Genomic DNA, 20,007 nt, shown 5'->3' with positions numbered 1-20,007 from the left:
ATGGCGCCTGCGCGCGCGGTGCCGTGGCATGGACATCGCCGTCTTCTATCTCGACGACGACAACCCGAAGGCCCAACCTCAGCGCGAGCGAACCGCGAAGAACATTTGCCGACGGTGCTCGGTCATCGCTGAATGCCGGCAGTATGCAATCAACTCGGGCGAGCAACACGGCGTGTGGGGCGGACTGACGCCGAGGGAACTCGGCGCTGCCAGAAAATGGAGCCGCTGGCAGAGGAAGCCGGGGTAGGGCTCCACGGGTGCCTACACAGAACCGCGCCGCCCTCGCCAGTCTTCGGCAAGGGCGGCGCAGTGTTTCGATCCGATCAGTCAGCAGAGTTGGGCTGCAATCGGTTCAGGATCGTCGAGATGTCGTCGACGTTCTCGAGGTCGTACACGGCCTCGATGACGGCGTCCGCGTCCGCGTCGCTCACTGCTCCGTCGACGTTGTGGCGGAATTTGGCGATCAGTTCGTCGTCGGTCATGTAGGTGGCCGGGTCGGGGGACGGACTGCCCTTGGGGTAGCCGCGTTCGCCGGAGAACTGGGTGCCGCGCGCGTGGACCTCGATGCGCGATCGGCGTGCGGCCGGGTTGCTCGCCAGTGCCGCGGTGTAGTCGGGGTGTTCCTGAAACGTCGTCTTCGTGGTGAGCTCGAGGACGGACGGATCGAGCACCACTTCCGGCGTCTGCCAGTCCTTGCCCGGGGGAATCCGGTGGGCGGCGAGGGCAAGGCCGTGGGTCATGCTGAACTGCGCGTCGCGCGGATTGCGGATGGTCTCGTTGACCCACACCGGCTGCATCACGAAGCTCTCGCCCCAGGCATTGATGGCCTCGATCTCGTCGGGCTTGATGTCGTTGACCTCGATGATCTCGGTGAGGGCGTCGAACAGCGCGTGCATGACCCGGCAGTGGGGATACGGCTTGAACGACTGGAACGGGGTGAAGGTCCACTCCGTCCCCAGACCCGCGGTGATCGGCGTCGGCTCCCAGCGTGAGGTCCCGATGAATCGGGGGAAGCCGTATTCGCGGTCGTCGAGCATCTGGCGGTCACCGGTGTGCCCGAGTTCGGCCAGGCTCGCTGCCGTCACGGCCGACAGGGCCAGGCCCCCGGCGAGCTGGTATTTGATCGTCGTCGACGGCGCGTGCATCATCCATGCCCGCTGGGTGTTGGTCGGAATCGTCGAGCCCATGATCCCGAGCGCATCGGCCAGCGTGTCGTTGCCGAACCCCTTGACCACGCCGATCGCGGCCGCCGCACCGAACAGTGTGCTGCTGTAGCCGATGACCTTCGGGATGGTGACCACACCGTCTTTGATGTCGCGTAGATAGTCGGTGGCCTTGCCGATGCGGTACGACATCTCGTGCGCCACTGCGATCGACGTGAGCAGCCGTTCGCCCGAGGAGTGCAGAGCTTCTGCCGTCGCCAACGCACCGGGCACGACGTAGGGCGTCACGTGACCGGGCGGCAGTACCGCGTCCTGGTCGAGCGCGTTGACCAATTCGGCGTTGGCGAACGCCGCACCGGGTACCGACGTCTTCGTGCCCGTCCCGATGATCGACGCCGAGCCACCCGACCCGCCGAGGAACCGGCCGTACTCGATTCCCCGGCGCGCGCCCGCGTCGCCGAGCGACGCCACCGCGCAGCCCAGGGTATCCAGCAGAATCCGCTTGGACTCGGCAACCACGTCACCCGGGAGTAATCGTCCCTCGGCGCCGGCGGCGAAATCTGCGAGTTCTTCGACAATTGTTGGCATCAGATTCTTCCTCTTGTTGCTGTGTTGGTGGTGGTGACGTCGGTTCGGTCACACGGGCCACTGAATGTGCTTGACTTCGAAGAACTCACGGAATCCCTCTTCGCCGCCTTCGCGGCCGATTCCGCTGTGTCCGGGTCCGCCCCACGGGGCGTCTCCGCGCATCCCGCCACCGCCGTTGATGGTGACGGTGCCCGAGCGAAGGCGGCGAGCGAACGCGAGTGCGTCGGCGGTGGGACCCCACACGTTGGCGTTGAGGGCGTACTTGACTCCGTTGGCCATGCGGACGGCCTCGTCCAGGTCGGTGTAGGGCATCACCACTCCGACGGGCGCGAAGAGTTCCTCCTGCGCGATCTCCGCGTCGTTCGAGATGCCGGTCACCAGAGTCGGTTCGAGGAAGAAGCCGTCATCGAGGCCCGGCGGCCGGCCCCCACCGACAGGAACCTCGGCGCCCGCCTCTCGGGCGCGCGCCAGGAATCCCTCCACATTTGCACGATGATCCCCGGTGATCAGCGGTCCCAGGACGGTGTCGGGCCGATGCGGGTCGCCGACCGTGAGGCCACCGAGGAACTTGCCCGACCTCTCGACGTACTCGTCGAAATCGGCCTGAGGCACCAGGGTTCGTGTCGTCGCCCCGCACGCTTGGCCGCTGTTGCGGGTGAAGCGCAACGCGGACGCGGGCACCGCCGTCTCGATGTCGGTGCCGGGCAGCACGATGTTGGGTGATTTGCCGCCGAGCTCGAGGACGACCTTCTTCAGCGTCGGGGCCGCCAAGGTGAGGATCTTGCTGCCGACCGCGGCGGAACCGGTGAACGTCACCAGGTCGACCTCCGGGGCACCGACCACCTGGGCGGTCACACTCGGCGGGCCGAAGACCAGGTTGACCGCGCCCGGCGGGAATCCCGCCTCCTCGATCAACCGCATGATCGCGGACGTCAGCAACACGGCCCTCGGCGAGGTCACCAGGACGGTCGAGCAGCCCGACGCCAGGGCGGGGCCGAGCTTGTACGCACACATCATGACCGGGACGTTGTAGGCGACGACCGCGGCCACCACACCGGCCGGGTCCCGCACCAGCATGCTGCTCGAGACGACCGGGTCGTGATGCAGCGGAAGGGGCTGCTCGTACCCGTCCCGCGGCCCACGGGCCGCCGCGTCGGCGAACCATCGGAAGAACCTGACGGGCAGATCGACATGCAAGGCCGCCGCGCTGCCGACCGGTGTGCCGATCTCGGTGGCGGCGAGGTCGACGATCTTCTCCCGGTCCCGCTCGAGCAGATCCGCCAGCCGGTGCAGCAAGGCACCACGCTCACCAGGCCCGAGACGGCTCCACTCGCCGTCGTCGAACGCCCGCCGGGCAGCGGACACCGCTGCGGCGACCTGCGCCGGGCTCGCCGCCGGTGTGACGGCCAGTTCCCGGCCGGTCGTCGGGTCGATCGACCGGACCGCCTCCCCCTCACCCGCGATCCGGCGCCCGTCGATGTGGCACTCGGCCTCGACAATCAGTGCGGACATGACAATGAACCTCTGCCTCTCGATCGTGCACGGCGCCCTTCCCGGCACAAGGCCGGGCCAGGACCACCATACTCAATATATTATGTTCACGAGTCGAACTTGCGGTGTTACCCCGCCATGTATCCGCCATCGACGACGAACGAGCCGCCGGTCGCATAGCCGGCGCGATCGGAGAGGAGCCAGCACGCCATCTCCGCGATGTCGTCGGGTCGCGCGAGTGCGCCGAAGGGAATCCGGGACATGATGGTGGATCCGCTGCGGCGCTTGGCATCCTTCATCAAATCGGTGTCGGTATAACCCGGGCACACCGCGTTGATCCGGATGGTCGGCGCGTATTCGATTGCCGCAGTCTTGGTCAGGCCGACGACGCCGTGTTTGGCCGCCGCGTACCCCGCTGTGGTTTTGAATCCGGTGAGACCCGCGAGTGATGCGGTATTCACGATGACGCCCCCACCCTGCGTCACCATCTGCTTCAACTCAGCACGCATACAGAGCCACACGCCCTTGAGGTTCACTGCGATGGCCCGGTCGAATGCTTCCTCGTCCCAATCCGCAACGGATCGACCACCCTGACCGATCTGCCCGCCACTCACTCCCGCATTGTTGAACGCGCCGTCCAGGCCGCCGTAGTGGTCGACGGCCGCGGCGACCATCGCATCCACCGACGCTCCGACCGTGAGGTCGGCGGGAAGCGCGATCGCCTCACCGCCCGCCGCGCGCACAAGGTCAGCCGTCGCCGCGACGCCCTCCTCGGACACATCGGTCGCCGCAACCCGTGCGCCTTCCTTCGCGGCCAACAGCGACGTCGCGCGCCCGATGCCTCCCGCCGCGCCGGTGACGAGTACTACTTTCCCGTCGAGTAATCCTGACATTTTCCGTCCTTCTTCCGAGTAGATGCGTTGATGCCTATCCGACGCGTGAGGCCGGCCAGTCGCGGGCCGGCGAACGCCATGCAGGCCAGTTGTCGTCGGGCTCGGGACGCGTCACCGACACGTGGTGAAAGCAGTCCTGGCACTTCACGACCATGCGGGGGCCGAGGTGGTTGGCGACGGGATAGCGAGCGAGACTCGTTGCGCCGCATGACGGACATTCGCCGTCGACGATGGTGCGTTCGACGTAGACCCGGTCGGTCTCGGGACGGGGAAACAGGAGCCGGTCGACTGCCATGGGGATGCCTTTCTCAGAGATTCCAGTTGCGGGGGGTGGCCACCGGCACGCTCCAGCGCCCCTGGCCGCGGTCGGCGGTCAGCTGCGCTCGTCGTGCCGATGTGGCGGCCTCGTCGACGTCACCGTTCGCGATCACGACGCCGTGGGCGTCGGCCGCGAACTCGGGGCTGACAAGTCCGCTACGGACGTCCTGCAGCACCTTTCCGGGAATGCGGGCCAGGGGGTCACCCCAGCCGCCGCCACCGCCGATGACGAAGCGGAGCGCATCGCCGGCTTTCAGGACGAGTCCGGAGAACTTGCCGGTCTGGTAGCGCGCCCCGCGCCCGAACTCACCGTTGTCCGGGTCCGGCCGACCCTGATCGTCGAACATGCCGAACAGGGGCTCGGCGCCACGCAGGTCGAGTGGATCACCGTGTTCGGCAAGGTCGAAGTTCTCGATGTACCAGCCGTAGGCCGGCGAGCCGGCGCCACCACCGTTCGAGCCGGGAGCGCCGCAGCGGACCCGGTCGGCGGTGATGGTGACCATCGTGTCGGACTCGGCGAAGATCGAGTAGACCGAGCCGAGACCGCCGCGGAATTCTCCGGCTCCGGCGGTGTCGATCACCATCTCGTGTTGGACGATGACCAGGGGGCTCTCGATCTCGACATGTTCCTGCACCGACGTCCGGCAGTTGCCGATCGGAATCACGCAGAAGGAGACACCGTCGTCCTTCCACGTGCCGCCCCAGCCGCCACCGGCGAGCGCGAAGGCACCCCATGGTGTGCCTTCGTGGCCCGGGCGGGTATCGATACCGCCGAGGCTGACGACGACGGCAGTGCCTGTGTCACAGGCGAATGCCTCGTCCATCGCCTGGCTCAGGGCCTGCGTGACGACATTGATCCCCCGGGCGCCGATATCTGCGTGGTTGGAGCAACTCGACGGCGGCAGGACCTGCACCACGCTGCCGGACGGCAGCAGAGTCTCGATCGGGCGCAGCGTGCCACTGTTGACCGGTGTCGACGGGTCGACCATCAGCTTGACCGCCTCGATGCAGCGTGAGGCCTCGCACCAGGCGGTGCCACAGTTGCCGAGGGGCTGCCGACCCGAACCGGAGAAGTCGATCTCCATGGAATCTCCGCGCACCTTCACGGTCACGTTGACCGGAATCGGCTCGTCGGAGACGCCGTCCTCGTCGAGGAAGTCCTCGGCGGTGTAATCGCCGTCCGGAATACTCGCGATACCTCGCCGCATGCTGGCCTCGGTGGCCTCGATGGCGAAGCGGCCGGCCGCACGCACCTTCGCCAGGCCCCCGCGGGCGATCAGATCCTGCAGCTGGCGCTCGCCGACCACCAGGCAGCCGTGCAGGGCCCGCAGGTCCCCGAGCACGAGCTGCGGCACCCGGTTGTTCTCGAGGATGAAGTTGAACAGCGGGCGAACCGGAACGTCGTTCGCGTACAGCAACGTCGGCGGCAGCTTCAGCTGCTCCTCGAAGTGCGTCTGGGTGCCGTTGGAGAAGCCGCCCGGGATCGCACCACCGAGATCGACGAGGTGGGACGTCGAATGCAACAGGAACTCCACGCGGCCATCGACGAATACGGGCCGGAGCAGGTTGACGTCGGACTGGTGGATGGTGCCGCGCCACGGGTCGTTGACGAAGATGACGTCACCGGGCTGCATGCTGTCGATGTCCCACTCGTCCATCACGAAGTTCGCAATGTGCGGGGCGGTGAACGCGTGCTGCATGCAGCCCTCCCACAGCGCGACGGTTTCCCAGCCGTCGTCGGTGCGCATGTGAATGGCGCTGGTGCAGTCCAGGATGTCGCGGCAGACCGGGGAGAAGGCGCTGCGCATCAGCGAGTCCAGCATCTCCCGGGCGACCTCGGTGAGGCCGTAGCGGAGGATGTCGAGTTCGACATCGACCGCGGGGCCGGTGTCGGGGGTGGTGATCGTCATGGTCTGCTCCTCAGCTCTGGGGCTCGATGATGAGATTCAGGTCGCCGTCCACGTAGGCCGTCCGGCCCGGAAGGACGAGGGTTGTCGCGAACTTCTCGGCGACGAGGGCGGGGCCCTGCACCCGCTCGAAGGGTTGGAGACGCTCCCGAACGTAGATGGACACCTCGACCTGCTCGGTCGTGCCCGGCAAGGTGAGCTCCGTCGTGCGGAGGAATGCCTCGCCGTCCTCGGGGGTGAGGTCGGTCTTGTGCTGCTCGCGCGGGATGATCGCCGTCACCTCGACCGTCGAGATCACGACAGGAATCTCGGTCGCCGCGAAACCGTATGATTCCCGGTAGAAGTCGTGGAACTGCGGCACCAGATCGGTCACACCGTCGGCAGTGAGAGCGCCGGAATGGATAGGCATGCGGTTGTCCCACGTCTGGCCGCGATACATCGCGAAAACGGCCCGCTCGAAGCGGATGCGACCCACGTCGGCGCCCTGGCTGTCGAGTTCGCCACGGATGCGGTCCTGCAGTGCGACGAAGGCGGCCTCGATCGCATCGGCGCTCGCGGGTGCGAGCGGGCTCATGATCGACTGCGCCCGGGTGACCATCAGGTCACTGCGGAGCAGCCCCATGGCCGAGAACTGGCCGGGGTTGCGAGGCACGATCACCTTGTCCAGGCCCAGGATCTGCCCGACGCGGTCGGCGAGCATCGGGCCGGCCGACCCCGACGGCTGCAGGGCGAACTCGCGGACATCGAGTCCCCGGTAGACCGAGATCGTGCGGACCTTCGCGGCGATGTCCTCACACGCGACCTCGTAGGCGGCCGAGGCGAGCTCGAGGGCCGACATGCCGAACTGCTCCCCGGTCTTCCGGAGCGCATCGAGCGACGCATCGACGTCGAGCCGAATGGAACCGTTGGCGAACAGGTCCGGCTGGAGGACCCCGAGAGCCGCGCACGCATCGGTGAGCGTGGGCTCGACGCCACCGCGCCGGTAACACACCGGACCGGGATTCGAACCGGCCGAAGCCGGACCGACCGCCACATTGCCGAGCGTGCTGGGCCGGATCAGGCTACCGGCACCCGAGCCGACGCTCTCCACGTCGACCAGCGGCATGGTCAGGGTGAGACCGGTTTCCAGCGTCCACAGATCGGTGAGCGGCGTCTTTCCGAGCACGATCGCCGCCACGTCCGTGCTCGTCCCGCCGACGTCGATGGTGAGCAGGTTCGGCGAACTGCTCTCGTTGGCGAGCTTCACGCTGCCGCTCACGCCACCGACCGGGCCGGAGACCAGCTGGAACACCGGAGCGCGGCCGGCGTCGGCGAATGTCGCGACACCGCCGTTCATCATCATGATCCACAGCGTCCCAGCGTAATTGCGCTCGGACAGCTGGCTCATAAGCCGGTCGAGGTAGCCGACGACGGCCGGGCCCACGTACGCGTCGAGGGCGACGGTCGTGGTGCGCTCGTGTTCCTTGGTCACCGGGTAGAGCGCGGAGGTCTGAATGTAGGCTTCCGGCAACTCTTCTGCGACGATCTCGGCCGCCCGCTGCTCGTGGTCGGGGTTGATGTAGGAGTTCATCAAACACACCGCCACCGACTTCGCGCCCTGGCTCGCGAGGGAGCGTGCAGCGTCGCGGACGGCGTTCTCGTCCAACGGCAACAGCTCGGACCCGTCGTACCGCAGTCGCTCCGGAACGCCGAAGCGCGATTCACGCTGCACGATCGGCCGCTCCTGGTGCGGCCGAAGCCAGGTGGGATCGTAGAACCGGTCACCGAATTCGCGGTGCATGCGACCGATGTCGAGCAGATCCCGGTGACCGCGTGTCGCGATCAGACCGGTGCGCTCGCCGGTGCGGCTGAGCAGGGCGTTGATGCCCACCGTGTGCCCGTGCACGATCTCGGCGACGTCCGGAACCTCGACACCGATCGCCTCGATGCTCAGCAGTACTCCCTCCTCCTGCTGGAGGGTCGACAGCACCTTGCCGTCTCGGGTCTCACCCGTCTTGCGGTTGAGCGCAATGATGTCGGTGAAGGTGCCACCGACATCGATGCCGACAATCCAGTCGGCTGCCCGCTCACTCTGCGTCATATCTCGGCCTCCGTGCTGTGTACTTCAGTGACATGCGCAGTGCATCTGCGCCACGTTTGTGTTGCACGTCACTCTTCCGCACGGAGGGTGCGGGAACATCTGACGAAGGTCGTAGATCCGTACGACCTTCAGCCGACGTCAGCGTTGCGTCGTAGTGCGCGTGACGTCGGAATTGCGCAGCCAGATCGACACGGCCTCGGCCCGGTTGGCTGCGCCGAGTTTGCGCAGGATACGGGTGATGTGGGTCTTCACGGTTCCCTCGGAGATGACCAGCCTGCGGGCGATCTTGCCGTTGGAGTCGCCGTCCGCCATGAGTCGTACGATCTGCACCTCGCGGCGGGTGAGCACGGAATCGTCGTCGCGACCGAGCGCGACGGACTTCGCTACCCCGGGGCCGGGTGCCTTGGTCCAGCGTCCGAGGCCGTCCAGTTGGGTACGTACCACCGAAAGCCCCTCGAGCACACTGACTCTCGCCAGATTTTGACTCATCGCTTCGGCGAACGTCGACAGCAGCGCTTGATCGACACTGGTGAGATTGCGTTGCTGGTGATAGCAATCTCCGTGCACCAGCCCGACGACGTCACCGTCGACCATCAGCGGCGCAATGCCGTACGACGAGGATCTGGTGATCTCGGCCAGCGGGCGGTTGACGCGAGGGTTGTCCTGCACCTCATGGACAAGCGTTGCGCGAGCACCGACCACGGTGTCGTTCTCGACGAGCATGCGGTCGAGAACCGGCGGATTCTCCCGGCCCACCGCCACGATCTCGTCCGCCCAGCGAGGGTCGCGGACGACGTGCATCGAATGCAACCGCCACGAGCCGTCCACCGTCGACAGCAGGGCGCGATCGAAACCGAGGCTGCATACCGCCTCGGGAGCCCGGGCCAGCAGCGCGTCGACGGTCTGCACGTCGCCGACCTGTGCCAACGCCGACTGAACCTTCGCGAGAATCTCCGCGTGGTCGGCCAGCCCCAACTGCGCCACCGCGGCCTCCGCCTCGCGTATTCGGCCGAGAATCGCCATCAAGGGCGTCAGAACATCGGACGACGGGTCGTGTTGGCCGATCGCACGCGTCATCTCGGCGGTCACGAGGTCCCACAGCCAGCCAAGCGCCTGACTGTGGGACTGCGCGCCGGCCGGCTGCGGACCGCTCAGGTCGCGGTCGAGCAGCACACTCACGTCGTGGGTGAGGTCGGCGATCGCATTGTGCAGCGCCGAGGCGTCCTGCCGGATCGACGTGTTGCGCATACCGCACTCCCATGAAGTCGCTGGCCTACGCACCATGCTAGGCATCCTGGTGAGCCACGTCACGACCGCACGACCTGCGGCGGGCTAGCGGCGCTGCGGCTCCAGCGCCTCCGGGACCTCCGACGGTGCGGTCGCGCCACCCGTCACCCGACGGGATTGGTCGAACAGCCCGCCACCGACCACCAGAACCGCGCACCCGATGATCAGCAGCGATACGCCCCACGTCGAGTGGCTGGGCGACATGGTCACCATCGTCAGCGCAAGGATCGGGGCCAGGCCACCTGCTGCGGCGCCGCTGACCTCCCGGCCGGTGCCGATGCCCGAGGCGCGGACCTCGGTGGGGAATTGCCGTGCCATGTACGGGCTTGCCGCCACCATGATCATCGGTGCCAGGACACCCGTGGTCACGACCATGACACCCCAGATGAGCGGGGAGCGACCGGTGTCGAACAGCCAGAAGGCAGGGAAGGCCATCAGTGCGACCCCGATCGCCGCGCCGATCATGACCTTGCGGGTGTCCACACGGTCGGACAGGCGCCCGATCAGCGGACACGCGATGATCGCCGCGATGCTCGCGAACGTCACCCCGAGGGCGCCGACATTCTTCGCCACACCCTGAAACTCCGTGAGGTAGGACAGTGAGAACGTCTTGAAGGTGTAGGAGAGGGCGGAATACCCGCCGTACACGGCCGCAACCACGAGAAGGCCCCGCCAGTTGCCGCGCACCAGGTCACGCAGAACCTGGAAGCCCTTACGTTGCCGCGCCTCGGTCGCCACCTTCTCGAATTCCTCCGATTCGGGCATCGCGCGGCGAATCCAGTAGCCCACGATCACGATCGCAAAGCTCGCGATGAACGGCACCCGCCATCCCCACGTGTAGAGGGCCTCGTCGTCGAGGCTGGTGACCGCGGCAACAGCGAGTGACGCCGCAAGCAGGCCGATCTGCGCCCCCATCACCGGGTAGGCGCCGTACCGGCCCCTGGTCTTCTCGTCGGCATGCTCGTACGCCACCGTGATTGCGCTGCCCAGTTCGGCACTCGCGCCGAAGCCCTGCAGGATCCGCAGAATGATCAGCAGCGCCGGTGCCGCCACGCCGATCGCGGCATACGACGGCACGAGCCCGATGAGCCCGGACGCGATTCCCATGATCAGCAGGCTGATCGACAGCACCGCCTTGCGCCCGATGCGGTCACCGAGGATTCCGAAGAGGATGCCCCCGAAGGGCCGGGCCAGGAATCCGACCGCGAACGTGGAAAACGCCGCGAGGGTGCTGACCGACGAATTCACCGACGGGAAGAACACCTTGCCGAAGACGAGCGCCGCCATCGACGCGTAGAGGTAGAAGTCGAACCACTCCAGCGACGTTCCGATGATGACTGCCGCGCCGACCTTTTTCCCGCGCTCGTGGGATCCCCGCCGAACGGATATCTCGCGTTTCTTCGCCACGCGTCAAGTCCTCTCTGATGGTCAGCTTGTCGCGTGAATCTATTATGCATAATCTTTAAAATCAAGTGACGGGGGTCATGGGTGGCGAGTGAGTGAGATGCGCGCCACCCCTACGGCTGCGGGCGAACACACGGGGAGGGCGGTCGGCACGAACGGTGTCGTTCGAGCCCCTGAGGAATGGCTAGGCCGACTCGGCGCTCTCGCGCTCGGCGGCCGCCAGCACAGCCTCGACCACCAGATCGTAGATCGTCCGACGATCGATGCCAGTCAGCTCCGTGATGTGGGCACGGGCCGTCGGGTACTCGCCGTCGGGTAAATGCGCGTAGATGCGCGTCCATGACGCAGCGTCCTTCGCCTGGATCTCGGGATCCAGGGTCGCGAGTACGGCGACCTGCCCGGCGAGCCCGAGCGTGGCGTCGGCAAATGCCCGGTAGTACCGGACCGTGGCTTCGCGTGACAGGCCCGACCGCGCGAACGTCTCGAGGATCAGCTCGACCATTCGGCGCTCTGCCGGACCGCCCGTCGTGCGGGCGAACGTCAGCGCCGCGATGGCAGGAGAGCGGACCGCGGTCACCCAGATCCGATCGGCGATGCGCCGCAACGTGTCCTGCCAGTGCTCGTCTTCGGGCACCTCTCCGATCTCCGCAAGCTCGACCGCGGTCGCGTGGTCGTAGACGGCCAGTAGCAACTCGTCCTTGTCACGGAACAGCCGGTACAGCGTCGTCGCATCGACCTTCAGTTCCTCGCCGAGGCGACGCATCGTCAGCCCCGCGGCGCCGTCGCGCTGAGCGAGTTCGAACGCGGCTTTTACCGCGGCTTCCTGCTGCAACCCCTTGCGTTCCCGCCGCGTCGCCCGCCCCGGTGTTGTGGCGCGAGCGGTGTCCTTCGCCATCCTGCTCCCCTCGATTCCTCGACCGATCCACCGTAGCAAAACAGCACCTGCACATCGCGCTACCCACAAAGTTGTCAACAGCGTTGACAACGACGTTGCAGCGGAGTTTAGTGGTCGTCGCCACAGCACTACTTCAAGGAGTTCGCATGACGGAATCGCGGGTCGCGACAGCGACTGACGAACCACAGTTGACGCCGCGACTGACACTTCCGTCAGTGGTGGCGTTCGGGTTGTCCTACATGGCACCCAGCCTGGTCATGATCATTTTCGGCGTCATCGCGGTCGTCAGTGCCGGCACGGCGCCCACGGCGTTCCTGGTCGCGACCGGGGCGATGCTGCTCACCGCACTGAGCTACGCACGGCTGGCGCGCATCTACCCGGTCTCGGGTTCGGCGTACTTCTATGCGCGCCGCAACCTCGGGTCGGCGGCCGGGTTCCTGGTCGGTTGGGCGATCCTGTTGGACTACCTGTTCTTGCCGATGGTCGCGTGGCTGGCGCAGTCGATCCTGCTCAACGCACAGTTCCCGTCGGTTCCGATCTGGCTGTGGATGTTGATCAACGCCGGCTTGACGACGGCGATCAACGTCATCGGGATCGCGCTCGCCGATCGTCTCAACCGGCTGCTGCTCGCCGTCTCCACCTTCTTGGTACTGCTCTTCTTCGCGTACTGCATCAAGTTCCTCGTCGGCAATCCCGTCGCCTCGTACAGCGAGCCGTTCTGGAACTCCAACAGCACGGTCGCCGGCATCTCCGCGGCAGCGGCGATCGCGGCATACTCGTTTCTCGGTTTCGACGCGGTAACCACACTCGCCGAGGAGACCAAGGACGCCGCGCGAAACATTCCGCGGGCCATCATCTGGATCGTCTCGATCGGCGGCGTCATCTTCTTCGCCGTGGCATATGTCATGCAGCTCGTCCACCCCGGCGACATCTTCGACGATGCGCAGGCCGCGTCGTACGCGATGTCGGTGCAGGTCGGTGGTCAGTTCTTCGCAGATTGGACCAACCTCGCCGGAATCATCGCCGGATCGGCATCCTGCCTCGCCGTCCAGCTCAGCTCGAGCCGTCTACTGTTCATCATGGGCCGCGACGGCGTGCTTCCCCGCCGATTGTTCGGAAAGCTCAACGGCCGCACCCGGACTCCCGTGTTCTGCGTGCTCGTCACGGGCAGCATGTGCTTCCTCGGTATGAACATGCCGCTCGAGACCGCGACGGGATTCATCAACTTCGGCGCGTTCACGGCCTTCACCGCAGTCAACCTCTGCGTCATCGTGTACTACCTGCGAAACTACGCCACACGGCAGTTGAGTGCAGTCCGCTTCGTGGTCTTGCCGCTCGTCGGCGCCGCGGTGACGCTGTACATGATCACCCAGCTCAGCGAGCATGCACTGATCTCCGGAATCTCCTGGTTGGCAATCGGAATCGTCTACCTCGTCTGGCTCACACGCGGCTTCCGCCGGCCGACACCCGAAATGAGCTTTACCCACGAGCAGGCGGTCATTGTCGCCGCCGGACAGAGCAGCGAGGCAGTGAAATGATCGATACCAAGTCGTTTGTCAGCCTTGCTGATTGGCAGAGCCCACCGGCCAACCGGTACACCTTCGGCCGAATGCGGCAAGTCGTGCCGACCGCACGGGTCGCTGCCGGATCGGAGCCACTGCGACTCACCGACGGCGACCCGCTCGATCTCGACCTCCCCGTCGGCACCGAGACCCTCCGTTCGGTGCTCGACCGCACCTACACCGACGGGTTCATGGTCCTTCACAACGGCACCGTGCGCGCCGAGTTGTATCCCGGAGACCTCGAACCCGGCCGGACGCACATGCTGTTCTCGGTCAGCAAATCAATCGTCGGAACCGTTGCCGCGAACTTGATCACATCCGGTCTGCTGGACCCCGAAGCAGCGCTCACCGAGTACATTCCGGAGCTCGCGAACTCCGGCTACGCGGGTGCCACCGTGCGCCACATCCTCGACATGCGTTCCGGCATCCGATTCTCCGAAGAATACCTGGAACCGGGCGCCGAGGTGCGGTTCCTCGATCAGGCCGTGGGCTGGATTCCGCGGGTCGACGATTGGGTGCCGTCGTCGCTCTACCAGTTCCTTCCGATGCTGAAAGCGGCTCGCCCCCACGGCGGCCCTTTCGAATACCGATCGTGCGAAACGGATGTACTCGGCTGGGTATGCGAACGCGCCGCCGCCGATCGTATGCCGGCACTGCTGTCGCGGCTCGTGTGGTCGAAGTTCGCCGCCGACGACATGGACGCCGGGGTCGACCGTGCCGGAGCCGTTTTCGCGGACGGTGGCCTCGCCGCGACGCTCCGGGACGTTGCGCGATTCGGTGAGATAATCCGCCGCGGCGGACGCCTCGGCGCCGAACAGGTCGTGCCGCTGCACTGGATCGACGATTCCCTGCGTGGCGCGCCGGATTCGCATGAGGCATATTCTCATTCGCCGACCGGAACACCGTTCCCGGGCGGAATGTACCGCAATCAGTTCTGGATTCCCCACCCCGACCGGCGTGTGTTGTTGTGTCTGGGCATCTACGGTCAGTACATCTACATCGACATCGACCGGGGCGTCGTCGTCGTGAAACTGTCATCCTGCCCGACACCGGTGAACGACGAACTGGACAACGCCGCATTCGCCGCGGCCGAGGCCGTCGCCGCAGCGTTGACCTGAACGGTCACAGGATCAGGGCGGGCGGAGACCCCGATCCACGGCCGCGGTGGCCGCGCACGTCCGCCTGTCCAACGGACGGGATTCGGTAAACACGCCTCGCCGTACGACTGAACAGAGCCGTCCTCTCCGAGGCAGAGAAGGCTCCCGTAACGGACTTGAGCGCATTCCACAGGGGAACGAATCCGCACGATCGAGCATCCGGTGGAAAGTTACTCTCCATCATGCAGCGGTGAGCACCAAACGCCTCCACCGCGGTTTCGACGTATGGGCGCCAGATCTCTGCCAGTTCATCAGAACCGGCCTTGCTCTCCCGACTTTCGAGGCCGAAACCCCAGAAGGGCAGGCCTAGACCACCGATCTTGCAGACGACGTTCGGACGTCGTGCAAGATCATGCAGGGAGTCTCTCCAGCATCGAAAGATTGCGTTGCTCTCCTCAGCGTTCGTTTCCATGGCTATCGCCAACCCCAGATGGTTCAGGACCATCGTCGTCTCCGGAACGGAGTCCGCCAATCTGCTCAGCTCTGGGAGCTGATGGTGGAGGACCGCGGCGTCGAAAGTGAGTTCTCGTTTCCCGAGCTCGCGCAGACCTGACACGAGCCCCGGGCGGCGGATGAGTCCGCTCGGGGGACGGTGCGTGATGTACCGGTAAGGCGCCTCAGACGGGTGGTCGATGAGTATCTGACGGACCCCACGGAAGCGGTCGGGTGCGGTCGAGAGCGCGAGATCGAGGAACTCTCCCACGGACTCGCCGACGGTGAGGTCTGCGTAGCCCACAATCGCGGCCGAGACTCGGCAGTGTCCGTAACCGCCGGTGTCACTCATCGCGGCCACGCCGTTGGCGAACTCGACCTCACCAATCGCGCGCAACTGCGCCGGACCGTAGGTGCGTGCCATCGCCTGGGTTTCGACGTACACCGAGGAGGCGATGTTGTGCCCCGCCGAGGCATCCGCCAGATAGTCCTCGAACATGTAGCGCCCGGTCGGGCGGTCGAAGAGGTGGTGGTGCGAGTCGACGATCTCGAGGTCGGGATCGAGAATCGGTTCACTCGTCCTGCCGTTGTGTTCGGTCATAGCGGTTCCCTTCCTGCTGCGCAGACCTAGGTCAGCTCGTCGGGATCGCTGCATCATTCTCTTGTTCGAGGACGGTCGTGAGCGTCGCTATCGCCGTCACGGCATTGGGCCATCCTGCGTAGAACGCGAGATGTGTGATGATTTCGACGAGTTCATCTTGCTGTACGCCATTGTCCAATGCCCGCGAAAAATGCCCCGGCATTTGGTTTTCCCGGCAGAGGGCGACCAGCGCAGCCACGGTTATCAGACTGCGGTCGCGTGGGGACAACCCAGGTCGCTCCCAGACGTCACCGAACAGCACCTCGTCGGTCAGCGATGCCAGCTTCGGCGCGAGAGTGCCGAACATCCTCTGCGCACGACTGACAGTTGCATCTTCGGTATCTTCGGACATCGGTCTCCTTCGAGGATGGGACGGAACCGCAATTCGCGAGCACGCACTGTGTACATATCGCGCTTTGGCCGTGCTCCGCACTAGAGGTACGTGCAGTTCGGACGTCACGGCGGTCGCCTTCGCACCGCACGTTCGACAAGTCGGCGCGTGCGCCGTCGTCGCCGGCACGGAGAAACTCTATCTGCATTCTACATTGCGTTGCATTATATATTGAGCACAACGCGATGTTCCCCACGAGCGCGGTCCTGGGACTGCCCGGCGCGGCCGACGGTTTCCGGCCGAGTAGCCGGTCCAACCCAGACACCGTCCATCCACCGGTCGTCAGTTCCGTCGACCAACGAAATCAATGAGAAACGGAGACGTTGTGGCACCTGAAGCAACGACCACACCGATCGCCGCTGGCGACGTAACGGTTACCCGTCGCAGCGCTGCCGGCGTGATCGAACTCAGCAGGCCCGAGAAGTTCAATGCGCTGAGCCGGGCAGCCTTCGAAACCATTCGTGCGGCAATTGACGAGTTCGAGCAGCCCGACTCCGGCGTCCGGTCTGTGCTGATCACCGCGCAGGGAAGACACTTCAGCACCGGGGGCGATCTCGCAGAAGCAAAAGTGATGATGCGAGACCCGACACTGCTCGACGACTTCCTTCTACTGGTCCACGAGACCTTACAGCGACTGGAGAACAGCCCACTGCCCGTGATCGCATCGTGCCGGGGCCTCGCTCTCGCGGGCGGGCTCGAGCTGGCACTGTGCTGCGATGTGGTCTTCGCCGCAAGTGACGCTCGTTTCGGCGATCAGCACGTGCAATACGGGCTAGTGCCGGCCTGGGGTGGAACCCAGCGTCTTCCGCGACTCATCGGCCTCAGCCGGGCACTCGACCTGATGTATTCAGGCCGGTGGATCGACGCCGAAACCGCGTTGCGCTGGGGGATCGTCAACTACGTGGTAGACCCCGAGCGATTGGACGAAGAAGCGACGCAGTACTGCAGCGCCTTGGCTTCCCGGAGCCGGCCCGGGTTGGCAGCCATGAAACGGCTTGGCCGGGGCGCGCTGCACAACACCCTGAACCTTGGTCTGCGCCTCGAGCGCGAGACAGTTGTCGAGGCCATGGCCGGAGGGGACCCGGCGGAAGGCATCGCCGCCTTTGAGGCGCGGCGGCATCCGCACTTCACAGATTGAGGTCCCCGACCGAATGGACGGATCGGGCAGGGGCGGTGCGATGGCACTGCCCGATTCCCGAATCCGGCCGATTCAACGCCTGGGGCGAGCGAGTAAAGTCGTTCTCCGTCCACACACGCTCGACCCGCGTGCGGGGACTCTACCGGAGCGTTCGGGTAGCTCTCTTCAGAATGTTCCTGCGGATTCAGGTCCAGAGGTGATCAGTCGATGCCGGCGCGTGGCGAGTCGATGATCGAGCGGGTCGTGCGCGTGCTCGAAGCGTTCAAGGACGCCGGTGGTTCCCTGACCGCGTCGGAGATCGCACGCCAGGCGGACATTCCGATCCCGTCGGCGCATCGTATCGTCACGGAACTCTCGGCCTCGGGATCCTCGACCGCGACGCCGACCGCCGGGTCCGAATCGGAATGCGGTTGTGGGAGATCGTGACCAGATCGTCAGGCGTCCTCACACTCCGCGAGATCGCGCTCCCCTACATGGAAGACCTGCGAGACGTAGTCAACGCGCCTACCCTGCTGTCGATACTCGATCGCAACGACGTCATCAACGTCGACACCCTGTCGTCGCGGCAGCCGAGTGCCACGAACGTGACGCAACCCGGAGTTCGCCTACCCGCGTTGACGTCGTCTCCCGGCATGGTTCTCGTCGCCTTCGCGCCGCCGGACGTGCGGGAGCGAATCCTCCAGGAGGCCAAGGTCACTCGCTTCACCGAGCACACCGTGGTCGACCGCACTGAACTTGCACGGATCGTGTACGAGACCCGCCGAGTTGGGTATGTCGTCGCACGGCAATGGATCTCGCCCGACGCCACCGGAATCGCCGTGCCGATACTCTCCGACGACGGTACCGCGCTCGCCGCGCTGTCCGTCACGACGCCGTTCGGTGTGGGCGTGCCGTCCGATCTGCTGCCGGCACTGCACACGACCGCCCGCGGCATCTCCCGGGCGTTCCTTGCAGGCAGCGGGCACACCAACCCCCGGTTGACCCTGCTGATGCAGCAGATCCGGCACGCCACCGACCCCACATGAGCTGCCCCACTCTTCCACGGTGTTGAGACCGGTCTCACTAATTGTTTCTCGTTGACCGAGAAAGCTACTTCCGCCCGCTTCGGCGGTGAGCGAATCTCGACCTGACAGAAAACGGAATGAGAGCGGAGACCTCTGATGCGAAACGCAGCGGACGAGGCGAGACACGTGACCGGCCTCGAGGTCGAGGTCGGCGCAGGACGGACGCCCGAATAGATGACCAGGTATGAGATCCAGAATTCAGAAGACCCGATGAGCACCCTGTGCCGCATGGCGGTGCAGACCGGCTACGCGGATCTGCCGGAGGACGTCGTCCGCCACGCGAAGCACACCCTGCTGGACTGCATGGCCGTGATGATCGGCGGCTCGGGCATGGACGGCATCCCGGCGATCGTGGAGATGGTCAAGGACAAGGGCGGAACACCACAGTCCGTCTTGCCGTTCTATGGCGGCCGAGTCCCGGCGACGGAGGCGGCGCTGGCGATCGGGCCGATGCCACGCGCCATGGACTGCGGCGATCTTCACGAAGAAGCGGGTCACATCAGTGAATACATCGTTGCGTGCCTGCTCGCGGCAACCGGTCTGCGGCCGAACGTCACCGGAGAGGAGTTTCTCACGGCGTTGGTAGTCGGCCAGGAGACTCTCATTCGCGTGGGGTCCGCCTACAAGCTCATCAGCTCGGCAGTGAAGTCCAATGACTGTGGCGGCCACTACATTTTCGGGGCTGTCGCCGCGGTCGGCAAGCTCCTCGGCTTCTCCCAGGAACAGTTGGAGAATGCCCAGGGAATCGCACGCACGCTGACCCAGCCCCACACGATGGCGATCTACGCACCCGCCACCCTGATGGTCCGCGTGCACCACGGTCTGGTCTGCCAATCCGCGATCACCGCCTGCCTGCTCGTAGAAAAGGGCATCACCGGACCGCGTCAGGAGGTGCTGACGGGAGCCAACGGATACCTGCGCACGGCGCGCTGGCAGACGGATCCCGATGCACTCACTCGCGATCTGGGCGAGCGCTGGGAAATGACGCAGATCATCACGAAGGGCTACAGCGCCTGCTACTTCTCGCACTCGTCGATCGACGGAATCCTGGAACAGATGCGCACACACGATTTCGCTGCCGGCGACATCGCCGAGATTCACATCGATGTCTCCACGTCGGGCTGGCGCGCCGTGTGCGAACCGACCGACAAGAAGTGGCATCCGCAGACGGTTCCGGAATGCCAGTTCAGCCTGCCGTATGCCGTCGCAACCGCCGCGATCGACAAAAAGGTCTTCTTGCAGTCGTACGCGGCCGAAGCCCGGCAACGCCAGGACGTCCGAGAACTGATGTCGACGATCTCGGCCACCGAGGACCCGTCCGTGTCGGATTGGGGAGCCCGGCTCACGACCACGCTGCGAGACGGCCGCAAGATCGTGACCGAGCACGTGTACGTCAAGGGGCACCCGGAGAACCCGTTCAGTGAGCAGGACTTCATCGACAAGTTCCGGCTGTGCGTCCCGTTCTCGGTGCTGCCGCTCAGCGAGCAGGTGGTCGAGGCGATGGTCGACGACATCCTTGCGCTGGAGAAGGCCGACGACGTGGTCGCGGCGCTGCTTCTCCCACTGACCCCGGCGCCCTGAGCGCCCGGTGCGCTTT

At 65.6% G+C, this 20,007-nt stretch carries 18 protein-coding genes; 7 read left to right on the top strand and 11 right to left on the bottom strand.

What is annotated here, in order from left to right:
- The first annotated feature begins 28 nt into the window (after window positions 1-28).
- Window positions 29-247 (top strand): WhiB family transcriptional regulator, encoded by a 219-nt coding sequence (locus OYT95_RS22585; RefSeq protein WP_268789132.1) that lies wholly within the window; start codon window positions 29-31, stop codon window positions 245-247.
- 76 nt (window positions 248-323) lie between these two features.
- On the opposite strand, the gene OYT95_RS22580 is transcribed toward OYT95_RS22585, so the two are convergent.
- The 9 genes from OYT95_RS22580 to OYT95_RS22540 all read right to left on the bottom strand — a co-directional run bounded on the left by OYT95_RS22580 (window position 324) and on the right by OYT95_RS22540 (window position 12,026).
- Window positions 324-1,751: an MmgE/PrpD family protein gene (locus OYT95_RS22580; RefSeq protein ID WP_268789131.1), complete on the bottom strand. Its 1,428-nt coding sequence runs from the start codon at window positions 1,749-1,751 to the stop codon at window positions 324-326.
- A gap of 48 nt (window positions 1,752-1,799) precedes the next feature.
- Entirely contained in the window at window positions 1,800-3,263 is a 1,464-nt protein-coding gene (locus tag OYT95_RS22575) for an aldehyde dehydrogenase family protein (RefSeq protein ID WP_128640902.1), read from the bottom strand.
- 107 nt (window positions 3,264-3,370) lie between these two features.
- Entirely contained in the window at window positions 3,371-4,135 is a 765-nt protein-coding gene (locus OYT95_RS22570) for an SDR family NAD(P)-dependent oxidoreductase (RefSeq protein ID WP_128640901.1), read from the bottom strand.
- A 34-nt stretch (window positions 4,136-4,169) separates the two neighbouring features.
- On the bottom strand, window positions 4,170-4,430 hold the full coding sequence (locus tag OYT95_RS22565; RefSeq protein ID WP_128640900.1) for a hypothetical protein: 261 nt from the start codon (window positions 4,428-4,430) through the stop codon (window positions 4,170-4,172).
- Between the two features lie 13 nt (window positions 4,431-4,443).
- Window positions 4,444-6,363 carry a hydantoinase B/oxoprolinase family protein gene (locus OYT95_RS22560; RefSeq protein ID WP_268789130.1) on the bottom strand — a complete coding sequence of 640 codons (1,920 nt, stop codon included), beginning with the start codon at window positions 6,361-6,363 and terminating at the stop codon, window positions 4,444-4,446.
- Between the two features lie 10 nt (window positions 6,364-6,373).
- Window positions 6,374-8,440: a hydantoinase/oxoprolinase family protein gene (locus OYT95_RS22555; RefSeq protein WP_128640898.1), complete on the bottom strand. Its 2,067-nt coding sequence runs from the start codon at window positions 8,438-8,440 to the stop codon at window positions 6,374-6,376.
- A gap of 138 nt (window positions 8,441-8,578) precedes the next feature.
- Window positions 8,579-9,688 carry a LuxR C-terminal-related transcriptional regulator gene (locus OYT95_RS22550; RefSeq protein ID WP_268789129.1) on the bottom strand — a complete coding sequence of 370 codons (1,110 nt, stop codon included), beginning with the start codon at window positions 9,686-9,688 and terminating at the stop codon, window positions 8,579-8,581.
- Between the two features lie 84 nt (window positions 9,689-9,772).
- Window positions 9,773-11,134: an MFS transporter gene (locus tag OYT95_RS22545; RefSeq protein WP_268789128.1), complete on the bottom strand. Its 1,362-nt coding sequence runs from the start codon at window positions 11,132-11,134 to the stop codon at window positions 9,773-9,775.
- A 181-nt stretch (window positions 11,135-11,315) separates the two neighbouring features.
- Window positions 11,316-12,026, bottom strand: coding sequence for a TetR/AcrR family transcriptional regulator (locus tag OYT95_RS22540; RefSeq protein ID WP_268789127.1), 711 nt, complete (start codon window positions 12,024-12,026; stop codon window positions 11,316-11,318).
- A 146-nt stretch (window positions 12,027-12,172) separates the two neighbouring features.
- Here OYT95_RS22540 and OYT95_RS22535 point away from each other — a divergent pair, with 146 nt between their 5' ends.
- Together OYT95_RS22535 and OYT95_RS22530 are read left to right on the top strand one after the other, a co-directional pair.
- Complete coding sequence (locus OYT95_RS22535) at window positions 12,173-13,564, top strand: APC family permease (protein WP_128640895.1); 1,392 nt, start codon at window positions 12,173-12,175, stop codon at window positions 13,562-13,564.
- Entirely contained in the window at window positions 13,561-14,706 is a 1,146-nt protein-coding gene (locus OYT95_RS22530) for a serine hydrolase domain-containing protein (RefSeq protein WP_268789126.1), read from the top strand. Before OYT95_RS22535 ends, OYT95_RS22530 begins: the two co-directional genes overlap by 4 nt.
- 4 nt (window positions 14,707-14,710) lie before the next feature.
- On the opposite strand, the gene OYT95_RS22525 is transcribed toward OYT95_RS22530, so the two are convergent.
- Both OYT95_RS22525 and OYT95_RS22520 read right to left on the bottom strand, forming a co-directional pair.
- On the bottom strand, window positions 14,711-15,778 hold the full coding sequence (locus OYT95_RS22525; protein WP_268789125.1) for an amidohydrolase family protein: 1,068 nt from the start codon (window positions 15,776-15,778) through the stop codon (window positions 14,711-14,713).
- A gap of 31 nt (window positions 15,779-15,809) precedes the next feature.
- Entirely contained in the window at window positions 15,810-16,169 is a 360-nt protein-coding gene (locus tag OYT95_RS22520; RefSeq protein ID WP_268789124.1) for a carboxymuconolactone decarboxylase family protein, read from the bottom strand.
- Window positions 16,170-16,533: 364 nt separating this feature from the next.
- On the opposite strand from OYT95_RS22520, the gene OYT95_RS22515 reads away from it, so the two are divergent.
- The 4 genes from OYT95_RS22515 to OYT95_RS22500 all read left to right on the top strand — a co-directional run bounded on the left by OYT95_RS22515 (window position 16,534) and on the right by OYT95_RS22500 (window position 19,991).
- Complete coding sequence (locus OYT95_RS22515; RefSeq protein WP_268789123.1) at window positions 16,534-17,346, top strand: enoyl-CoA hydratase/isomerase family protein; 813 nt, start codon at window positions 16,534-16,536, stop codon at window positions 17,344-17,346.
- A gap of 207 nt (window positions 17,347-17,553) precedes the next feature.
- Window positions 17,554-17,772 carry a helix-turn-helix domain-containing protein gene (locus OYT95_RS22510; RefSeq protein WP_268789122.1) on the top strand — a complete coding sequence of 73 codons (219 nt, stop codon included), beginning with the start codon at window positions 17,554-17,556 and terminating at the stop codon, window positions 17,770-17,772.
- Entirely contained in the window at window positions 17,769-18,371 is a 603-nt protein-coding gene (locus tag OYT95_RS22505) for an IclR family transcriptional regulator (protein WP_268789121.1), read from the top strand. The genes OYT95_RS22510 and OYT95_RS22505 overlap by 4 nt, the downstream gene beginning before the upstream one ends.
- 249 nt (window positions 18,372-18,620) lie before the next feature.
- Entirely contained in the window at window positions 18,621-19,991 is a 1,371-nt protein-coding gene (locus OYT95_RS22500) for an MmgE/PrpD family protein (RefSeq protein ID WP_268789120.1), read from the top strand.
- Window positions 19,992-20,007: the final 16 nt, after the last annotated feature.

Origin of the sequence: Rhodococcus sp. JS3073 (genome assembly GCF_026810085.1) — a bacterium.
Lineage (GTDB): Bacteria > Actinomycetota > Actinomycetes > Mycobacteriales > Mycobacteriaceae > Rhodococcus_F > Rhodococcus_F wratislaviensis.
Note: the sequence above shows the minus strand (reverse complement) of the source record. Positions and strands in the feature narration are given on the sequence as shown.